Below are 17986 nucleotides of genomic sequence, written 5' to 3'. Positions count from 1 at the left end.
AACATGGAAACAAAGCAGACAGATGCTGTTCTTGTCTTGGAAGATATCACGCGCGAATTTCGTGCAGGTGAAACGTTAGTTCCTATTTTAAAAAATATTAATTTAACCATTAAACGTGGTGAAATGGTGGCTATTGTAGGGGCTTCTGGTTCAGGAAAATCCACATTGATGAATATTTTAGGTTGCCTTGATCGACCAAGTGGGGGGCGTTATTGGGTTTCAGGAAAAGAGATCGCTTCACTTTCAGCAGATGATTTGTCAGCTTTACGGCGCAACCATTTTGGATTTATTTTTCAGCGTTATCATTTGTTGCATGAATTGACAGCTCTTGGGAATGTTGAAATGCCAGCCATTTATGCACGATGTGCATCGGCAATACGAAGAAAGCGTGCACAAAGCCTTTTAACACGCTTAGGGATGGGTGAGCGTATGAACCACCGCCCCAATCAACTTTCAGGCGGTCAACAACAACGTGTATCAATTGCTCGTGCCTTGATGAATGATGCTGATGTTATTCTTGCAGATGAACCAACAGGTGCACTAGATAAACAAAGTGGGCAAGAAGTTTTACGTATTTTAGACGAGCTTCATCAAGAAGGGCGCACCATTGTTATTGTGACCCATGATATGGATGTGGCTCAAAGAGCGCAGCGCATTATTGAGATCAGTGATGGGGAAATTATTTCCGATAATGTGTCGAAAGTTAAAAAGGTTAAGGTTGATATTGAGCCTCTTCATGAAAGGCAAGATTTAAAAGATCATCAACAGCTTGGGGTTTTTCGTTCTTTTATGGATCGTTTCTATGAAGCGTTTACTATGGCTTTGTTTGCGATGAATGCACACCGGATGCGAACTTTTTTAACAATGCTTGGGGTGATTATTGGCATTGCATCAGTTATTGCGATGGTGTCTTTGGGTAATGGGACTCAAAAGAAAATTCTTGAAAATTTTAAGAGTTTGGGCACAAATATATTAACAATTTTACCGGGTAAGAGTTTTTCTGATCCACTAGCAGACAAGATAACAAGTTTGGTTGAAGATGATGCGCAAGCGTTATCGGGGCTACCTTATGTTGATGGTGTAACACCTCAGATTTCAGTGAGTTCGACAGTTTATTATGGGGGGATTGAAGCTAATGCTGTGGTTGCTGGTGTGGGAGAACAATTTTTCCAGACACACGGGTTTAGCGTTGTTGAAGGACAATTGTTTGATCGACAAAGTGTGCGTGATCGAGCAGTTGATTTGGTGATTGAAAAGGAGGCCATTGCTTCTCTTTTTCCGCATAGTCATGAAAGCCCTATTGGGAAAGTGGTGCGTGTGGGTAAGGTGCCTGCACGTATTATTGGTGTTGTGGCTTCAAACAATGAGGCAGGTGCGTCAAATACACTCCAGGTTTATTTGCCTTATACTGCGGTGCAAACCCGTTTTCTTGGAACCACAATTGTTCGTGCAATTACTGTGAAAATTGCTGATGATGTCGATTCAAAGTTAGCAGAAGCTGAGGTTCGGCGTTTTTTAATTACGCGCCATGGTCAGGAAGATTTTTTCATTAGAAATTCGGAATCGTTTCGTCAACGTCTTATGCAGAGTACACAGATTTTAACGCTTTTAGTGACTTCAATTGCAGCAATTTCACTGGTTGTTGGAGGCATTGGGGTGATGAATATTATGCTTGTGACTGTTTCTGAGCGGATCAGTGAAATTGGGGTGCGCATGGCAGTTGGTGCACGCCAGAGTGATATTTTACAACAATTTCTCATCGAAGCAATTTTGATGTGTGCAATTGGTGGGAGTTTTGGGATTCTTTTAGGGCTTTCTGTTGGCAGCTTGTTTTCGCTGTTTTCTCTACCTATTCAATTGGTTTATACGATAAATTCAATCGTTATAGCCTTTGTTTTTTCAGCCTTTATTGGAGTGTGTTTTGGTTTTTTTCCAGCACGCAAGGCTTCACAGCTTGATCCTGTGATTGCTCTGGCACGTGATTGAGGGATCAATTTAAAGAAGAATTATAGTTGCCGTAATAAGCGTGCAGTAGCGTTGAATAAGTGTGCAACAGCATTGATGAGTGTGTTTTAATGAACATAAAGCTGATGATGTTGCGTTTGAGTTCATAATTTGGCTTTTTGCATATGATCAAGAGACAATGGGATTTAAGTTAATAGTTGTTATAGTTGAATGAAAAAGTTGAGTGCTCATTATTTTTGTGTGTTTAATTAACTTTAAAATTTGGAAAGGGGTTCTTGCATTTTGCAAGATTTATAAACAGAAAGATACGATTGTGCATAAAGGGCATGGGGCGCCTATATGGGTTAGCCTTATGAGAGCCTTTGAATTGGCTTTAATGAGAGGGGGGGACGAGGAGATGGGAGGACGTTTTAATGTTTGTTAAAAAAAATCAAGATGTGAAACCGTGCTTATAGCACAAAGGTGTAATGGGAGTATAAGAAGGGGAGTCTTATGTGATTTGAGGGTGATAAAAATAAGAGCTTAAGTGTTTTAATGAAGAAAATTTATAACAAGTAAAATCAAGTGAAGTGGTGGGTGAGGATTAAAATGCGGTTCTGATGTATACTCCAATATTTTTGATATATTCGGAAACAAGAATGCGCATTTGATTGATTTGTTTGATCCAACTGCCTGTAGTATTCTCTTTAATGGGATATGCAATGAAATCTATATGGGGCATTAAATATTTAAGTTCGAGCAAAGAGCGCACCATATGATAATCATGCGTGACAATATAAACTGTCTTATAGTTGTGTTGTTTGATCCAGGCAGCGCTTTCTTCAGCATTGCCTTTGGTATTTGTTGCTTCATATCCAAAATCAACACGAGAAACCAAAAGATGCGGATTGATATATGTGGCGTCAATCAGTTTATTAAGGTCAATTGTTGAGTTGACTCCACTGATTAATAGTCGAGAGCCAAGCCCTTTTTGCAAGAGATCAAACCCTGTTTTTATTCGGTTTTCTCCACCTGTAAGGACGATGATTGCATCTGCTTGTGGTAAGGGATTTGGAGGGGTTAAGTGCTCAATTTTTTCCGAGAAAGTAACAAATGTAGCACCAATGAGTAAAATTGTAATGAAAAGAGCAAGGACTGTTAATGGCACATAGCGTGAAAAGCGTTTATAAAACCGTAAGGCACTTGTGGTGGATTTTGCAATGCAACATTTTTGCTGATTATTGCGTGATGATAATTGAGGATGGGGTGAATTGTGGAGCATGACGCTAAAATAAACCGTTTTCGTGGTGATCAATTTTTTTAAGTTGTGCTAAAATGGTAATCCGGCTTGTTAGTGTGGTAAGAAGGGACACAAAAAGAATAAGACCAAGAATTTTCCAATAAGTTGTGAGATTTATCGAAAAATGCCCAAACAAGGCGGTGATTTGACTGCTTTGTGCTGTGCCAAGGTTATTGTTTATCCAGAAGAAAAAAGCGCTAAAGACAAGTGCGCTTGTCACACCACCATACAATGCACCACGCAGTGCTGTTTTGAAAAAATGCCAATCGAATTGTTTGGCAATGAAATGGGTTTCAGTCCCCAGAAAATATAAGACATTGATAACATGAGAATTTTCTGCCAAAGCATTGCGTGTTGCAAAGATAATTGTGAGCATAAGAGAGCTTAAAACCAGTATTAAAATTGAAAAGCCGATAAAAACAGTTGTTTGTGCCATTGTTGCAAAACGATTGACCCAGAAGCGATGATCATCAAACTGGCCACCTGGGATATGTGTTTTTATAGCTTGGCTGATGGCGTGAAAGTCGGTTTTTTCATCCTTGTTTAAAGTAACAATAATGAGCCGGGGAATGGGCAATTTGCTTAAAGTTAAGCCTTCTCCAAGCCATGGCTCAAGCAATTTTTCAGTGGCTGTTTGATCAACAATTTTGGCTTCTTTCACACCGTGAAATGTGGTGACTAATTGCACTGCATTGTGCAGAGCTTGCTCAATATCGATATTTTCAACAGGCTGTATGTGAATTGTTGCTTCATGGCTAATTTGAGTACTCCAATTGTGAGCAGCCCGGTGCACTAAATCAACACTGCTTAATGTTAAGCTTGCAAGAAATGTCATAATAGCGATCACAACAACCAAAGCTTGTCCGGAAATATTGTCACTAGGAATAATAGCAGTTTTAGTTGTTTTATTGCGTATAAAAATTGATTTTTGAATGTGAGAAATGGGGAAAGACTTAGTCATAAATTGTCATCCGTCCATTATGAAGAATCATACGTCGTGCTGCGACTTGTTCCATCAATGTGACATCATGGGTGGCAATGACAACAGCTGTTCCAAAACGATTTAATTCAATAAATAAGCGCAAGAGGCGTTTTGCTAAAGGCGGATCAACATTTCCTGTGGGTTCATCAGCAAGAAGAATTTCAGGTTGATCAATAAGAGCGCGTGCAATTGCTACTCTTTGCTTTTCTCCACCTGAAAGAACAGGTGGTAAAGCGTGAATATGGTTTCCAAGACCAACCCACTGCAAGAGATCTTCCACTTCACTGCGATATGTTGCTTCTTCTTGCCCTTTAATGCGTAAAGGTAATGCAACATTTTCATAAGTTGTCATATGGTCAAGCAAGCGAAAATCTTGAAAGACGACACCAATGCGTCGTCTTAAAGCAGGAAGCTCTTGTCGTTTAAGTAAGGCTGTATCACTTCCAAACAAATCAATATGACCGCGCGTTGGTCTGAGGGCTAGAAACATGAGACGCATTAAGGATGTTTTACCTGCGCCCGATGCCCCAGTTAAAAACTGAAATGATCCATGCGGAATGTGAAAGCTTATGTCATGGAGGATTTCAGACCCCATCCCATAGCGCAAACCGACATTTTCAAAACGAATCACTCTGAGTTACCACTTTTGCTTTTGAATTTAAGTCATTATCATTGACTTTTTTTATAGTAGTTTCAAGTTTTTTCAGTTTTTACACTCAATGTTCTTTGTTCTTTAATGTTCCTTTTGTCATTCTTTTTAATTGATTGGTGATTTGAAAGTGGATATATGAGCCACCTTTTGGAAAGAGGGGTATATAATTTTAAGCAAAAAGGTGTTTAGAGTGGACGTTGTCCAAACAAAGCTGTACCAATACGAAGGACATTGGCACCAAATTGAAGAGCGGTTTTAAAGTCATTTGACATACCCATAGACAGTTTTGAAACACCAGCTTTTTTTGCAAGTTTAGCTAAAAGAGCAAAATAGGGGCCAGGATTTTCTTCAACTGGTGGAATTGCCATAAGGCCTATAATATCAAGCCCATATTTATTTTTACACAAGCTTACAAAATCGGCTACTTCTTGTGGTGCAATGCCACTTTTTTGTGGTTCTAATCCGATATTGACTTGAACATAACAGGGAAGATATTTTTTTTGTTTGTTCATTTCTTCGGATAATTTTTGAGCTATTTTTTCGCGGTCAACAGTTTGAATAACATCAAAGATTTTGACAGCTTCTACTACTTTATTGGATTGCAAAGGGCCGATAAGGTGAAGTTTTATGGCTTCAAATTGCTCTTGTAGACAAGGCCATTTTTGTGCTGCTTCTTGTACACGGTTTTCAGCAAAGAGTAGTTGACCTGCTTGTAATAGTGGAACAATTTGTTGTGCAGCAACAGTTTTTGAAACAGCAATTAGCTCAACACTTTCTAATGAGCGGTGATAGTCTTTACATGTTGCAGCAATGTCTTGTTGAAGGTTTTTCCACGCCTCAATGGGGGAGGTATTGAGTGTGCTCATGTTTTGTTGTTCCTGTTTTTTGTTTAAAGTTTTGAATCATTGTTTATAAAAGCTTTTAAAATTTCTATTGAAGAGGTTGACGATAGCTTTAATCCATGGTGAAGCATTTACAAAGCTTTTTGGTTCAATTTTGTAAAGAGTATAATGGGAATGACAATTGAGCGCTATAATCCACGTGCACGTGAACAACAATGGCAAGCGGTTTGGGATGAGAGACAAATTTTTCAAACCTCTCATGATGATGGGCGTGAAAAATATTATGTTTTAGAGATGTTTCCCTATCCTTCAGGGCGCATTCATATGGGGCATGTGCGCAATTATACTATGGGAGATGTTGTTGCACGTTATAAACGTGCCAAAGGGTTTAATGTGCTCCATCCCATGGGGTGGGATGCTTTTGGTATGCCAGCTGAAAATGCTGCCATGCAAAATAAGGTGCATCCAAAAGTGTGGACCTATCAAAATATTGCAGTGATGCGTGGGCAATTAAAGCAATTGGGGCTTTCTTTAGATTGGTCGCGTGAGTTTGCAACGTGCGATGTGGAATATTATCATCGTCAACAGATGATCTTTCTTGACTTTTATGAAAAGGGACTGATTGCACGCAAAGTGGCCAAGGTAAATTGGGACCCTGTTGACCACACAGTTTTAGCCAATGAGCAGGTTGTTGATGGAAGAGGTTGGCGTTCTGGTGCTTTGGTTGAACAGCGAGAATTGACGCAGTGGTTTTTCAAAATCAGTGATTTTAGTGAGGATTTATTGGCAGGGCTTGAAAGGCTTGATAAATGGCCAGAAAAAGTCCGCATTATGCAAAAAAACTGGATTGGTAAGTCACAAGGCCTTTTGATTAGCTGGGCTTTAGATAAGACAAATGTTGCTGATGATATATGCCAAGAATTTGATGAAGTTGTTTGTTATTCAACCCGTCCGGATACTTTATTTGGAGCGTCTTTTTTGGCCCTTTCTATAGATCACCCGATTGCGCACACACTAGCACAACAAGACAAAGAACTTGCTGCTTTTATTGAGAATTGTCGGTGTGGTAGTACAACAACTGCAGCACTTGAAACAGCTGAAAAACAGGGATTTCGCACAAAGCTTTTAGCTGTTCATCCATTTGATGCAAGGGTGCGTATTCCTATCTATGTGGCTAATTTTGTATTCATGGATTATGGAACAGGTGCTATTTTTGGGTGTCCTGCTCATGATCAAAGGGATTTAGATTTTGCGCGTAAATATGATCTTCCCGTACGAGCGGTGGTTTTGCCAAAAGATGCTGATGCCGAGGATTTTATGATTTCCAAAACGGCTTACAGTGGTGAAGGCGTGATGATTAATTCAGACTTTTTAAATGGTCTTACGGTGAGAGAGGCTTTTGAAGCGGTTGCTAAACGCCTTGAAGAACAGATCTTGAATGGTCAACCTCAGGGGAAAAGAACTGTGCAATTTAGATTGCGTGATTGGGGAATTTCGCGTCAACGTTATTGGGGTTGCCCGATACCTATGGTTCATTGTGCTACTTGCGGAGTGGTTCCTGTAGCACGCACTGATTTACCAGTTGTATTGCCTGATGATGTGACTTTTGATAAGCCTGGCAACCCTCTTACACGCCATGAAAAGTGGCAAGAAGTCACTTGCCCTTCTTGTGGGCAGTTGGCAAAGCGCGAAACCGATACAATGGATACATTTGTGGATTCTTCTTGGTATTATGCGCGTTTTATCGCACCTCAAGCACAAGAACCAACAGACCAGAAAGAAACAGCACAGTGGTTGCCTGTTCAACAATATATTGGTGGTATTGAACATGCGATTTTACATCTTTTATATGCACGTTTTTTTATGCGTGCGATGAAGATTTCTGGCCATGTTAGTGTGGATGAGCCCTTTGAAGGGTTGTTTACGCAAGGCATGGTTGTTCATGAAACCTACCGTGATGAACAAGAGTGGGTTGCACCAGCAGAAGTTTCCATTGTTGAAAAAGACGGGAAACGCCAGGCTTATAAATTGACTGATCAAAGTCATGTAACGATTGGTTCAATTGAAAAAATGTCGAAATCAAAAAAGAATATCATTGATCCTGATGATATTATTGCTTCTTACGGGGCAGATACGGTGCGCTGGTTTATGTTGTCTGATTCTCCTCCTGAGCGTGATGTCATTTGGACAGAAGCAGGAATTGAAGGAGCCCATCGCTTTGTGCAACGCATTTGGCGCTGTGTGGCTTTGAGTGCTTCAGTTTTAAAGGAAGTTGAACCGCGCACAGGCCGTCATGGTGAAGCTTTGGAGCTTTCAAAGGTAGCACATCGCACGCTTTGTGCTGTGGAGGATGATTTAGAAAAACTTGCCTTTAATCGGGCAGTTGCACGCCTTTATGAATTATTAAATACGATGACGCCATTTTTAAATAAAGTGGAAAATATTGATGATGAGATGAAGTCTGCTTTGCGCCAAGCAATGGATTTTTTCTTTGCAATGATTGCACCTATAATGCCACATTTGGCAGAAGAATGTCATGCTGCTTTTGGGGGAAAAACACTCATTTGTGAACTTTCTTGGCCTGTTTTTGACCCTGCGTTGACAGTTGAAGAGTTTATTACTTTGCCGGTGCAGATTAATGGTAAAAAACGCGGTGATATCACTCTTTGTGTGACAGCCAATAAAGAGGAAATTGAAGAGGCAGTTTTGGCTCTTGAATGTGTTAAAGCACAGTTGGTAGAAAAGCCGGTGAAGAAAGTTATTATTGTTCCACAAAGGATTATCAATGTCGTTATTTAAGTGGGCGTTTTTTGCTGGTTTTACCTGTTTGTTTATGTTTCTTTATGGGTGTCGTGTTGAGCCTCTTTATCGTCAAAAGGTTCAAGGGGGGAACAGGTGGGATCACAAATGGGGGTGCAGGTGGCGTCGTCACAAGTGGGTGGTGCTGCCTTGCATGGGAAGCATTCAAAAGCGGTTTCTTCAGATCTTACTGCAAAATTTGCTACAGTTGTTGTTGAGGAACCTTCAGATCGTTTTGGCCAGATGGTTCGCAATCATTTATTGTTTCTTATGTATGGGAATGGAAGAAAGCCTTCAGTTCCGGTTTATCAATTATCACTACACACATCAGCTGCTACGCACACATCTGTGCAAGTAGAAATTTATGAAGATCCAGATGGAATGGGGCGTTCTTCTGTTGGGACAGTGATAAGCAGAGCTTCTTATATATTAAGAGATATGAATAATGTTGTTGTTGCTAAAGGTAAAGGCGCTATGAGTGCATCTTTTGATCGGCTTCGTCAAGAATATGCGACAGTGCAGGCTGAAGAAAATGCACAAAAGCGTGTAGCTGAAGAGTTGGCTGAGCAAATTTTTATGTTACTTTCAAAAGACTTGGTAAAACTTTAAGCGCTTTTTATGCAATAGCTTATTCATAATGAAAGTTTGGTTGGTTTTTGCACAAAGGAGGTGTCAAAATACCAATTGATTGGAAATATTTGTCATTTTTTTATCAATGATAAGGTGTTTATCAATTACAAGATATTTTGAACATAAGATTATTTCTGACAAAAAGGCTTTACGTCTGCATTGTTTAATGTGGCCTTTTGACAGGATGAATAATGTTAAAGATAGTGCAAATGGGAGGGTTTGAGTTTTGTATTATTTATCTATGTGTGATGCAAATTGCATGAAAGCAGCTTCTAAGCATTGATTGTATAATTATTGAGTGTTCTGGCAAAGGAGGGGGTAGAAATAAAGGGATGTGTGATTTGCGAGATTTAAGTGAAGTGGTAAGGCTGGTTGATTGGAGTGAGAAAAATAAGGAATATTGGTTGATTATTGTTGATATGGGGTGGGGGAGCGACAAGGAAGAATAGTAAGTAAGGTGAGATTAAGAGTTGTTAAACTCCATGCAATGCCAAGAAATGCTCGTATAAAAGGGGAAATCAAACGTGACAGAGCTAAAAATTGTTTCGGTTTTGGTGCCACTTCCTGTTCCCCATGCTTATAGCTATGAGGTTCCTCCTTCTATGGGGGTGGAGATTGGGTCTTTTGTTCGTGTTCCTGTGATGGGGCGTGAGGTTTGCGGTTTTGTGGTGGCTGTTGATGAGCAGACAGAAGATAACGATGGGCAGGGAGCTGTTCCTATAGCGCGTGAAAAGCTGCGCTTGATTACGCATGTTTTTGATTGTCCACCTCTAAAGGCTGAAATGATTGCGTTTTTGCGTTTTGTCAGTCACTATACAATGACGCCTTTTGGCTTTGTTGCACGGTTGGTTTTGCGTGTGCCAACAGCATTAGAGCCGGAAGCGCAGACTTTAGGTTTGCGTTATTGTGGGGGAGATATTGGCCGTTTAACACCAGCGCGTTTACGGGTTTTAGAGGTGGCGCGTGAGGGACTGGTGTGGACACACTCTGGTCTTGCCCGTGCAGCGGGAACTTCTGTTTCGGTTGTTGAGGGGTTAAAGGGGCTTGGGGTTTTTGAAGAAGTGATGATGCCAGCTCTTCCACTTGTGGCAATGCCGGATCCTGATTTTTGTGTACCTGTTTTGGAGGAGGAGCAAAAATCGGCAGCAGCTCTTCTGCGCAAAGGTGTTTTGTCTTCTCAATTTCAAGTTTTTTTGCTTGATGGGGTTACTGGAGCAGGTAAGACGGAAGTGTATTTTGAGGCTGTTGCTCAAGCACTAACATGTGGTAAGCAGGTTTTGATTTTATTGCCAGAAATTGCTTTGACACAACAGTTTTTAGATCGTTTTCATGCACGTTTTGGAACACCAGCGGTTGAGTGGCATTCAGATTTAACACCGCGTCGTCGCGAACGTGTGTGGAGGCAAGTTGCAGAAGGGCAGGTGCGGGTTGTTGCGGGTGCGCGTTCAGCACTTTTTTTGCCATTTCAAGATCTTGGTTTGATTGTTGTTGATGAAGAACATGATGGTTCTTACAAACAGGAAGAGCGTGTTTTTTATCATGCACGTGATATGGCTGTTGCACGGGGTTCTTTTGAAAAGTGCCCTATTATTTTATCTTCGGCTACACCTTCAATTGAAAGCCAGGTTAATGTTTTATGGGGGCGTTATCAGCGGGTTGCTTTATCATTGCGTTTCCAAGCAGCTGCACTGCCACACTTACAAGTGGTGGATATGCGCAAAGGGGGGTAGAAAAGGGGCGCTTTATTTCTTCTGTTCTTGAACGTGCTTTAAGACAAACTATAGACAAAGGAGAGCAAGCTCTTCTTTTTCTCAACAGGCGAGGTTATGCACCTTTAACGCTGTGTCGGATTTGTGGGCATCGTTTTCATTGTATTAATTGCTCAAGTTGGTTGGTTGAACACCGTTTGTATGGTCAACTTAAATGTCATCATTGTGGTTATCACGAGCCTATTCCAGAGGCGTGCCCTGAATGTGGTACGCTTGATCATCTTGTTGCTTGTGGCCCGGGGGTGGAAAGGATTGCAGAGGAAACACGCGAACTTTTCCCACAGGCACGTTTGCTGATTTTGTCAACGGATTTAAAAGGTGGAATAGGTCAGTTACGACGGGAATTGGAAGCGATTACAAACAAGGATGTGGATATTATTATTGGAACACAGTTGGTGGCTAAGGGGCATCATTTCCCTGGTCTTTCTCTGGTTGGGGTGATTGATGCTGATCTTGGTCTTGCTAATGGTGATTTGCGGGCAAGTGAACGCACTTTTCAGCTTTTGTCGCAGGTTACAGGAAGGGCTGGGCGTATGGGGTTGGAAAGTTTAGGATTGTTGCAAACTTATCAGCCAGATCATCCGGTCATACAAGCATTGCTTTCGCAACAGCGCGAGAATTTTTATACGCGTGAGATTGCCACACGTCAGCATTATCATTTACCACCTTATGGACGGCTTGCATCTTTAATTGTATCTTCAAAAGAGCGCAAAGCTGCAGAAAATTATGCACGTGCGTTGCGCCGGGTTGCGCCAACGGTGCAGGGTGTATCCTTGATGGGGCCAGCAGAAGCACAATTGGCACTTGTGCGCGGGCGATATCGTTTTCGGCTTTTGCTGCATGGGCAGCGCTCGTTTGATATGCAAGGGTTTATTCGTGCAATGATTGCAAATGCACCTAAAAGACCTGGTTCAGTTCAAGTTCAAATTGATATTGATCCGCAAAGTTTTCTTTAAAAAATAAAGCAATAAAAATAAATGCGTTTGTTTTAAAAAAATATTGTTTGAGAGAGGGTAGTTTTGAACAAAATGATGAGATTTGTGGTTTTTATTGTCGCTTGGCTTTTAGGAGGAGTGGGAGCACACTCATCGGTTATCCTGTCATCGGTTACAGATGTGATTAAAAGCAATGAAACAAAAGAAATGCAAAGTATTGATGCAACAGTTTTTGTTTTTGCCTATCGCTTAATGAAAGAAAGCGAAAAAATTTTTCAACCAATGATTACTTCTCCACAACAAACGATGCAGTCTCTTTGTGGTTTTCCCGTGGCGCATTCACGCCAATTGATTTATCAATATGCAGCCTTTTATGACACAGTGCTTGAGCAAAATATTATGGCTTTTAATAAAGAGTTGAGTCTTAATGGAACAAAGAGGGAGGGTGTGATGACAGCACAAATTTTAGAGCATTTACACACCCATCGCAAATTGATGGAAAAGGCTCATATACTCAACCTTTCTGCAGATGTGGTGGAAGCTTTTTTGATAGATGAAAATTTAAAAATAGATGTATTGTTGTCTAAGTTTGGGGCTGATATTGCTGCTTTAGTGTTTGATACTTTTCATGATGCAGATATGAATCATATGAATCAATTGAAAAATATGTCTGAAGATATCAAACAGGGGCTGAGAGAAAAATGTGGACCTGATAGCGAGTTAGAAGAGCAATTTTCAGGGGCATTGTAAATATTTCATTTAAAATTTTCAAAAAGCATTGCTTTGTGGTGTTGCGAGTCGGTTGTGTCTATGCTAGGAGTGAAGAAATTTGTTCATTCTGAATTTCAAGAAGAAGATTCTTAAAATTTGAGATATTTGATCCATTTTGTTTGATCAAGATTAAAGAATCGCTAAAAGGAAAGAGGCGAGGTTTCGTGTCGGATTCATTTTCTCGTATGCCGTTGCCATTAGCGAGCCGACGTTATGCGCAAGCGCTTTTTGATTTGGTTCAAGAAGCAGGCTATGTAAAAGATTTCGAAAAGGCATTTACATCTTTTTTGGATATTTTGGATCACAATACAGATTTAAAGCGCTTAATACAAAGCCCATTTTTTTCAACAAAAGAACAGGTTCAAACGCTTGATTCTATTTGTGAGAGTTTTAGGTTTTCTGACAAAGGGGCGGGTCAAATTATGCGCAATTTTTTGCGTGTTATTGTAGAAAATCGTCGACTTTTTGCTTTGTCTGATATTTTACGTGCTTTTCAGTGTTGTGTTGCTTCATTTCGTGGGGAAGCATCGGCACATATTATTTCTGCACATCCGTTGGATGTTCATCAACAAGAGGAGTTGCGCGTGGCTTTGGAAGGTGTTGTTGGGAGAAAAATTTCGCTACGCTTGTCTGTCGATTCGACGATTTTGGGTGGGCTTATTGTCCGCTTGGGGTCATGTCAGATTGATGCCTCTCTTGAGGGGAAATTGTCTTCGCTTAAGCTTGCATTGAAAAAAGAGGTCAGCTGATGGATATTAGACCGTCTGAAATTTCAAAAATCCTAAAAGAGCAAATCAAGAACTTTGACCAAAAGCTGAAGTTTCAGAAATTGGGTGGGTTTTGTCTGTAGGTAATGGTATCGCTCGCGTTTGTGGTTTGGATAATGTCCAAGCGGGTGAAATGGTTTCCTTTTCAAATGGTGTGCGTGGTATGGCACTTAATTTGGAAATGGATAATGTCGGGGTGGTGATTTTTGGATCAGATCGCGATATTCGTGAGGGTGATTGTGTTAAACGGCTTGGGTCTATTATTGATGTTCCTGTGGGGCCGGCTTTGCTCGGGCGTGTTGTGGATGCATTGGGTAACCCCATTGATGGAAAAGGGCCTATTCAGACGCCGCATCGTCGCCGGGTGGATGTGAAAGCCCCGGGTATTATTCCGCGCCAGTCCGTGCATGAACCGATGGTGACAGGGTTGAAAGCTATTGATGCGTTAGTTCCCATTGGGCGTGGTCAGCGTGAGCTTGTGATTGGTGATCGTCAAACAGGTAAAACAGCAATTTTGCTTGATGCGTTTTTGAACCAAAAGCCTTTCCATGAAAAAGGCGCTGAGCATGATCAGGATAAAGTTTATTGTATTTATGTAGCTATTGGTCAAAAGCGTTCAACGGTTGCGCAATTTGTTAAAGTTTTAGAAGAGCGTGGGGCTCTTGACTATTCGATTATTGTGGCAGCTACAGCTTCTGACCCGGCACCGATGCAGTTTATTGCACCTCTTGCAGGTTGTGCTATGGGGGAATATTTCCGGGATAATGGCCAACATGCTTTGATTGGCTATGATGATCTTTCAAAACAGGCTGTGGCTTACCGCCAGATGTCTCTTTTGCTTCGCCGCCCACCTGGTCGTGAAGCATACCCGGGGGATGTTTTCTATCTTCACTCTCGTCTTTTAGAGCGGGCTGCAAAGCTTAATGGCGACCATGGGGCTGGGTCTTTGACTGCTTTGCCAGTGATTGAGACACAGGCCAATGACGTTTCTGCCTATATTCCGACTAATGTTATTTCGATTACAGATGGTCAGATTTTTTTAGAAACTAATTTATTTTATCAGGGAATACGCCCTGCTATTAATGTTGGTCTTTCTGTGTCACGTGTTGGTTCTGCTGCGCAAATTAAGGCGATGAAACAAGTTGCAGGCTCGATCAAGGGTGAATTAGCGCAATATCGTGAAATGGCAGCTTTTGCGCAGTTTGGTTCAGATTTAGATGCATCAACACAACGTCTTTTAAATCGTGGTGCTCGTTTGGTTGAGCTTTTAAAGCAAAAGCAATTTTCACCATTTAAAATACAAGAGCAGGTTGTTGTGATTTTTGCTGGTGTGAATGGTTACCTTGATTCATTGGCTGTTTGTGATGTTAGCCGATTTGAGCAGGGGCTGTTGGCGCTTTTACGTAGAGATTATCCAGATCTTTTGGATGCGATTGGTGATCAAAAGCAACTTACAGATGCTCTGAAGGACAAATTGGTTGATATTCTTGATGCTTACAAGAAGAATTTTTCTTAAAACACGGATTGATGGAATGTTTGGATGGCATCGCTGAAGACTTTAAGAGACCGTATCGCCTCGGTTAAGGCAACGCAAAAGATTACTAAAGCCATGCAAATGGTTGCAGCCACAAAATTGCACCGTGCACAAGAGGCAGCTGAGGCTGCGCGCCCTTATGCTCAGCGTATGGCTCATGTTTTGGCAAATGTTAGCGCTAATGTTGATGGGGTTGATGCACCGCTTTTAATGCGTGGTAGGGGCCTGGATAATGTGCATCTTTTGGTGGTTTGCACGGCTGAGCGCGGTTTGTGTGGTGCTTTTAATACGCATATTGCTCGTTGTGCACGTGAGCATATTCACGCTCTTCTCTCTAAGGGTAAAGAAGTTAAAATTTTAACTGTGGGCAAAAAAGGTGCTGATATTTTGCGCCGTGATTTTAAGGCTCTGATGATTGACCATATTGATTTGCGTTGTGTAAAATCTATAGGTTTTGCAGATGCAAAAAGAATTGGTGAGCGCATTGTTGATTTATTCAATGAGGGTGCTTTTGATGTATGCACACTTTTTTACTCTGAATTTGTTTCTGTGATTAATCAGCGTCCAACAGCTTTGGGGTTAATTCCGTCTGTTGTTCAAGAATGTTGTGTTGAAAAAGTTGGTGTTGGTAAGAAGGGGGATAAGGGGGAAGCTTTGCAATCAGCCGTTTATAGTTATGAGCCTGATGCGGCTTCTCTTCTAGAGACACTTGTTTTACGTAATCTTTCTGCGCAAATTTTTCGTGCTTTGCTTGAAAATGTCGCGGGTGAAATGGGTGCAAAGATGAGTGCTATGGATAATGCATCGCGCAATGCCGGTGAGATGATTAATAAATTGACAGTAACTTATAATCGTCAGCGTCAGGCGCAGATTACCACAGAGTTAGTTGAAATTATTGCGGGCGCTGAAGCGCTTTAAATTGAGAAGGTAGGGATTGATGGTAAAAGCAGTGACGTCAAAAAAAGGAGCACCAAAAGCTGAAGAAAAGAAATCAGCCGCTCGTTCAGGCGTAAAAAAAGCCGCCTCGAAGTCTCAAGGGAGTTCTAAGAGTTCTGGTAATCTTGCGCGCACTTCTTCTAAATCTGTTAGTGCTTCTAAGCCTGTTCGTGGCAAGGGATCTGTTGGTGAGATTAGGCAGGTGATTGGGGCTGTTGTTGATGTGCAGTTTGAGGGAGAATTGCCCAATATTCTTAATGCATTAGAAACTGAGAATATGGGCAACCGGCTGGTTTTGGAAGTGGCGCAACATTTGGGTGAGAACACGGTTCGTACCATTGCGATGGACACGACAGATGGTCTTGTGCGCGGGCAAAAGGTTTTTGATACAGGAACACAGATTTGCGTTCCTGTTGGAGAGGCCACACTTGGGCGTATTATGAATGTGGTTGGGGAGCCTGTTGATAATGCTGGTCCGATTATTGCGACTAAAACGCGTTCAATTCACCAAGAAGCTCCTGAATATGTTGAGCAATCAACGGAATCAGAGATTCTTGTTACGGGTATTAAAGTTGTTGATCTTTTAGCGCCTTATGCCAAGGGTGGTAAAATTGGTTTGTTTGGTGGTGCTGGTGTTGGTAAAACCGTGTTGATTATGGAATTAATCAACAATGTTGCAAAGGCGCATGGTGGTTATTCTGTGTTTGCAGGTGTGGGGGAGCGTACACGTGAGGGTAATGACCTTTATTATGAAATGATCGAAAGTCGTGTGAATGTGAACCCTAAAGACAATAAGGGTTCTGCTGCTGGGTCAAAATGTGCACTTGTTTATGGGCAGATGAATGAACCACCAGGAGCACGTGCACGTGTTGCGCTTTCAGGTTTGACGGTTGCGGAAAGTTTTCGCGATGAAGGTCAAGATGTTCTTTTCTTTGTGGATAATATGTTCCGTTTTACACAGGCAGGTTCAGAAGTTTCAGCTCTTTTAGGGCGTATTCCTTCTGCTGTGGGGTATCAGCCAACTTTGGCAACAGAAATGGGAGCTTTGCAAGAACGTATTACCAGTACTAAAACAGGTTCTATTACGTCTGTTCAGGCTATTTATGTTCCTGCTGATGATTTGACTGACCCGGCACCTGCGACATCTTTTGCGCACTTGGATGCGACAACAGTTCTTTCTCGTGCGATTGCTGAAAAAGGTATTTATCCAGCGGTGGATCCGCTCGATTCTTCTTCACGCATGTTGGATCCAATGGTGGTTGGTGAGGAGCATTATGCTGTTGCTTGTCAAGTTCAAACGATTTTGCAGCGTTATAAATCTTTGCAAGATATTATTGCTATTCTTGGAATGGATGAGCTTTCTGAAGAAGATAAGGCTTTGGTAGGGCGGGCACGTAAAATTGAGCGTTTCCTTTCACAGCCTTTCCATGTGGCTGAAGTTTTTACTGGTTCTCCTGGGAAGCTTGTACCTTTACAAGACACCATCAAGGGGTTTAAAGGTCTTTGTGCTGGTGATTATGATGATTTACCAGAGGCGGCTTTTTATATGGTTGGTTCAATTGATGAAGCAATTGAAAAGGGCAAGCGTTTAATGGCAGAAGCTTCTTCATAAAAGGAGTTTTGTGGTAAATAAAGAAATTACTATGACGAATGTCAGAGGAATTGTGTAAGGGATATTTGTCGTAGGAATGACAAGAGGTTGCTGTGGAAAACAATAGAGCAAAGCGTTTTTTGTTTGAGCTTATATCACCTGAGAAACTTATTTTTTCAGATGAAGTGACATCGGTTGTTCTTCCCTCAGCTTCAGGCTATTTGACAGTTATGGCCAATCACGCGCCTTTAATGGTTCGCCTTATGCCGGGAAGTATTCGCGTTTTATCATCTTCAGGTGAGAAATTGTTTGCTCTTTGTGGAGGGGTTGCGGACATTACACCTTCAAGATGTTCTCTTTTGGCTGAGGCTGTTGTTGCTGTTGATCACCTTTCTTTTGATGAGCTTGAACAGCGGATTTTGAAAGTTCGTGCAGCGTTGGAAGAGGGCTCAAATGGTGGGGCCAATGATCCGGTGGAGGAATTTTTGCATCAACTGACGACTGTTGGCGGTGTGTTAACAGCGGTGTAGCGCG

11 protein-coding genes and 3 pseudogenes are annotated in these 17986 nt (G+C 41.5%); 10 read left to right on the top strand and 4 right to left on the bottom strand.

All coding sequences use genetic code 11. The annotated features are described in order from the left end of the window. The first annotated feature begins 3 nt into the window (after positions 1-3). The gene (locus BscR1v2_RS07085) at positions 4-1986 is read left to right on the top strand and encodes a MacB family efflux pump subunit (RefSeq protein ID WP_078690218.1); all 1983 of its coding nucleotides are present in this window, start codon (positions 4-6) and stop codon (positions 1984-1986) included. A 562-nt stretch (positions 1987-2548) separates the two neighbouring features. On the opposite strand, the gene BscR1v2_RS07075 is transcribed toward BscR1v2_RS07085, so the two are convergent. The 4 genes from BscR1v2_RS07075 to BscR1v2_RS07060 all read right to left on the bottom strand — a co-directional run bounded on the left by BscR1v2_RS07075 (position 2549) and on the right by BscR1v2_RS07060 (position 5744). Next, complete coding sequence (locus tag BscR1v2_RS07075; RefSeq protein ID WP_078690216.1) at positions 2549-3226, bottom strand: YdcF family protein; 678 nt, start codon at positions 3224-3226, stop codon at positions 2549-2551. A 4-nt stretch (positions 3227-3230) separates the two neighbouring features. Further along, positions 3231-4205: a cell division protein FtsX gene (locus tag BscR1v2_RS07070; protein ID WP_078690215.1), complete on the bottom strand. Its 975-nt coding sequence runs from the start codon at positions 4203-4205 to the stop codon at positions 3231-3233. After that, complete coding sequence (gene ftsE, locus BscR1v2_RS07065; protein WP_010704374.1) at positions 4198-4857, bottom strand: cell division ATP-binding protein FtsE; 660 nt, start codon at positions 4855-4857, stop codon at positions 4198-4200. Before ftsE ends, BscR1v2_RS07070 begins: the two co-directional genes overlap by 8 nt. 206 nt (positions 4858-5063) lie before the next feature. Next, entirely contained in the window at positions 5064-5744 is a 681-nt protein-coding gene (locus tag BscR1v2_RS07060) for a YggS family pyridoxal phosphate-dependent enzyme (protein WP_078690214.1), read from the bottom strand. Positions 5745-5894: 150 nt separating this feature from the next. On the opposite strand from BscR1v2_RS07060, the gene leuS reads away from it, so the two are divergent. The 9 genes and pseudogenes from leuS (at position 5895) to atpC (ending at position 17982) form a co-directional block, all read left to right on the top strand. Then, complete coding sequence (gene leuS, locus BscR1v2_RS07055; RefSeq protein ID WP_078690341.1) at positions 5895-8519, top strand: leucine--tRNA ligase; 2625 nt, start codon at positions 5895-5897, stop codon at positions 8517-8519. Continuing rightward, a pseudogene (gene lptE / locus BscR1v2_RS07050) lies at positions 8506-9128 on the top strand (LPS assembly lipoprotein LptE). Before leuS ends, lptE begins: the two are co-directional and overlap by 14 nt. A 545-nt stretch (positions 9129-9673) precedes the next feature. Beyond that, positions 9674-11874, top strand: a pseudogene (locus BscR1v2_RS07045) (primosomal protein N'). A 72-nt stretch (positions 11875-11946) separates the two neighbouring features. Continuing rightward, a complete protein-coding gene (locus BscR1v2_RS07040; RefSeq protein WP_078690213.1) occupies positions 11947-12603 on the top strand; it encodes a hypothetical protein in 657 nt (218 codons plus the stop codon). 185 nt (positions 12604-12788) lie between these two features. Continuing rightward, complete coding sequence (locus BscR1v2_RS07035) at positions 12789-13373, top strand: F0F1 ATP synthase subunit delta (RefSeq protein ID WP_078690212.1); 585 nt, start codon at positions 12789-12791, stop codon at positions 13371-13373. Continuing rightward, positions 13373-14907 (top strand): annotated as a pseudogene (gene atpA / locus BscR1v2_RS07030) (F0F1 ATP synthase subunit alpha). The gene BscR1v2_RS07035 and the pseudogene atpA overlap by 1 nt, the downstream one beginning before the upstream one ends. 24 nt (positions 14908-14931) lie before the next feature. After that, a complete protein-coding gene (locus tag BscR1v2_RS07025) occupies positions 14932-15843 on the top strand; it encodes a F0F1 ATP synthase subunit gamma (RefSeq protein WP_078690211.1) in 912 nt (303 codons plus the stop codon). Between the two features lie 19 nt (positions 15844-15862). Then, positions 15863-17473: a F0F1 ATP synthase subunit beta gene (atpD, locus tag BscR1v2_RS07020; protein ID WP_078690210.1), complete on the top strand. Its 1611-nt coding sequence runs from the start codon at positions 15863-15865 to the stop codon at positions 17471-17473. 92 nt (positions 17474-17565) lie between these two features. After that, positions 17566-17982 carry an ATP synthase F1 subunit epsilon gene (atpC, locus tag BscR1v2_RS07015; RefSeq protein ID WP_078690209.1) on the top strand — a complete coding sequence of 139 codons (417 nt, stop codon included), beginning with the start codon at positions 17566-17568 and terminating at the stop codon, positions 17980-17982. Positions 17983-17986: the final 4 nt, after the last annotated feature.

The sequence above is a fragment of the Bartonella schoenbuchensis R1 genome (assembly GCF_002022685.1).
GTDB classification, from domain to species: domain Bacteria; phylum Pseudomonadota; class Alphaproteobacteria; order Rhizobiales; family Rhizobiaceae; genus Bartonella; species Bartonella schoenbuchensis.
Note: the sequence above shows the minus strand (reverse complement) of the source record. Positions and strands in the feature narration are given on the sequence as shown.

What these genes read in the sequence shown, in the direction of transcription:
- BscR1v2_RS07075 (WP_078690216.1), bottom strand. Translation starts at nt 3,226, where the DNA reads ATGCTCCACAATTCACCCCATCCTCAATTATCATCACGCAATAATCAG.
- leuS (WP_078690341.1), top strand. Translation starts at nt 5,895, where the DNA reads ATGACAATTGAGCGCTATAATCCACGTGCACGTGAACAACAATGGCAA.
- BscR1v2_RS07040 (WP_078690213.1), top strand. Translation starts at nt 11,947, where the DNA reads ATGATGAGATTTGTGGTTTTTATTGTCGCTTGGCTTTTAGGAGGAGTG.
- BscR1v2_RS07070 (WP_078690215.1), bottom strand. Translation starts at nt 4,205, where the DNA reads ATGACTAAGTCTTTCCCCATTTCTCACATTCAAAAATCAATTTTTATA.
- atpD (WP_078690210.1), top strand. Translation starts at nt 15,863, where the DNA reads ATGGTAAAAGCAGTGACGTCAAAAAAAGGAGCACCAAAAGCTGAAGAA.
- BscR1v2_RS07085 (WP_078690218.1), top strand. Translation starts at nt 4, where the DNA reads ATGGAAACAAAGCAGACAGATGCTGTTCTTGTCTTGGAAGATATCACG.
- BscR1v2_RS07060 (WP_078690214.1), bottom strand. Translation starts at nt 5,744, where the DNA reads ATGAGCACACTCAATACCTCCCCCATTGAGGCGTGGAAAAACCTTCAA.
- BscR1v2_RS07025 (WP_078690211.1), top strand. Translation starts at nt 14,932, where the DNA reads ATGGCATCGCTGAAGACTTTAAGAGACCGTATCGCCTCGGTTAAGGCA.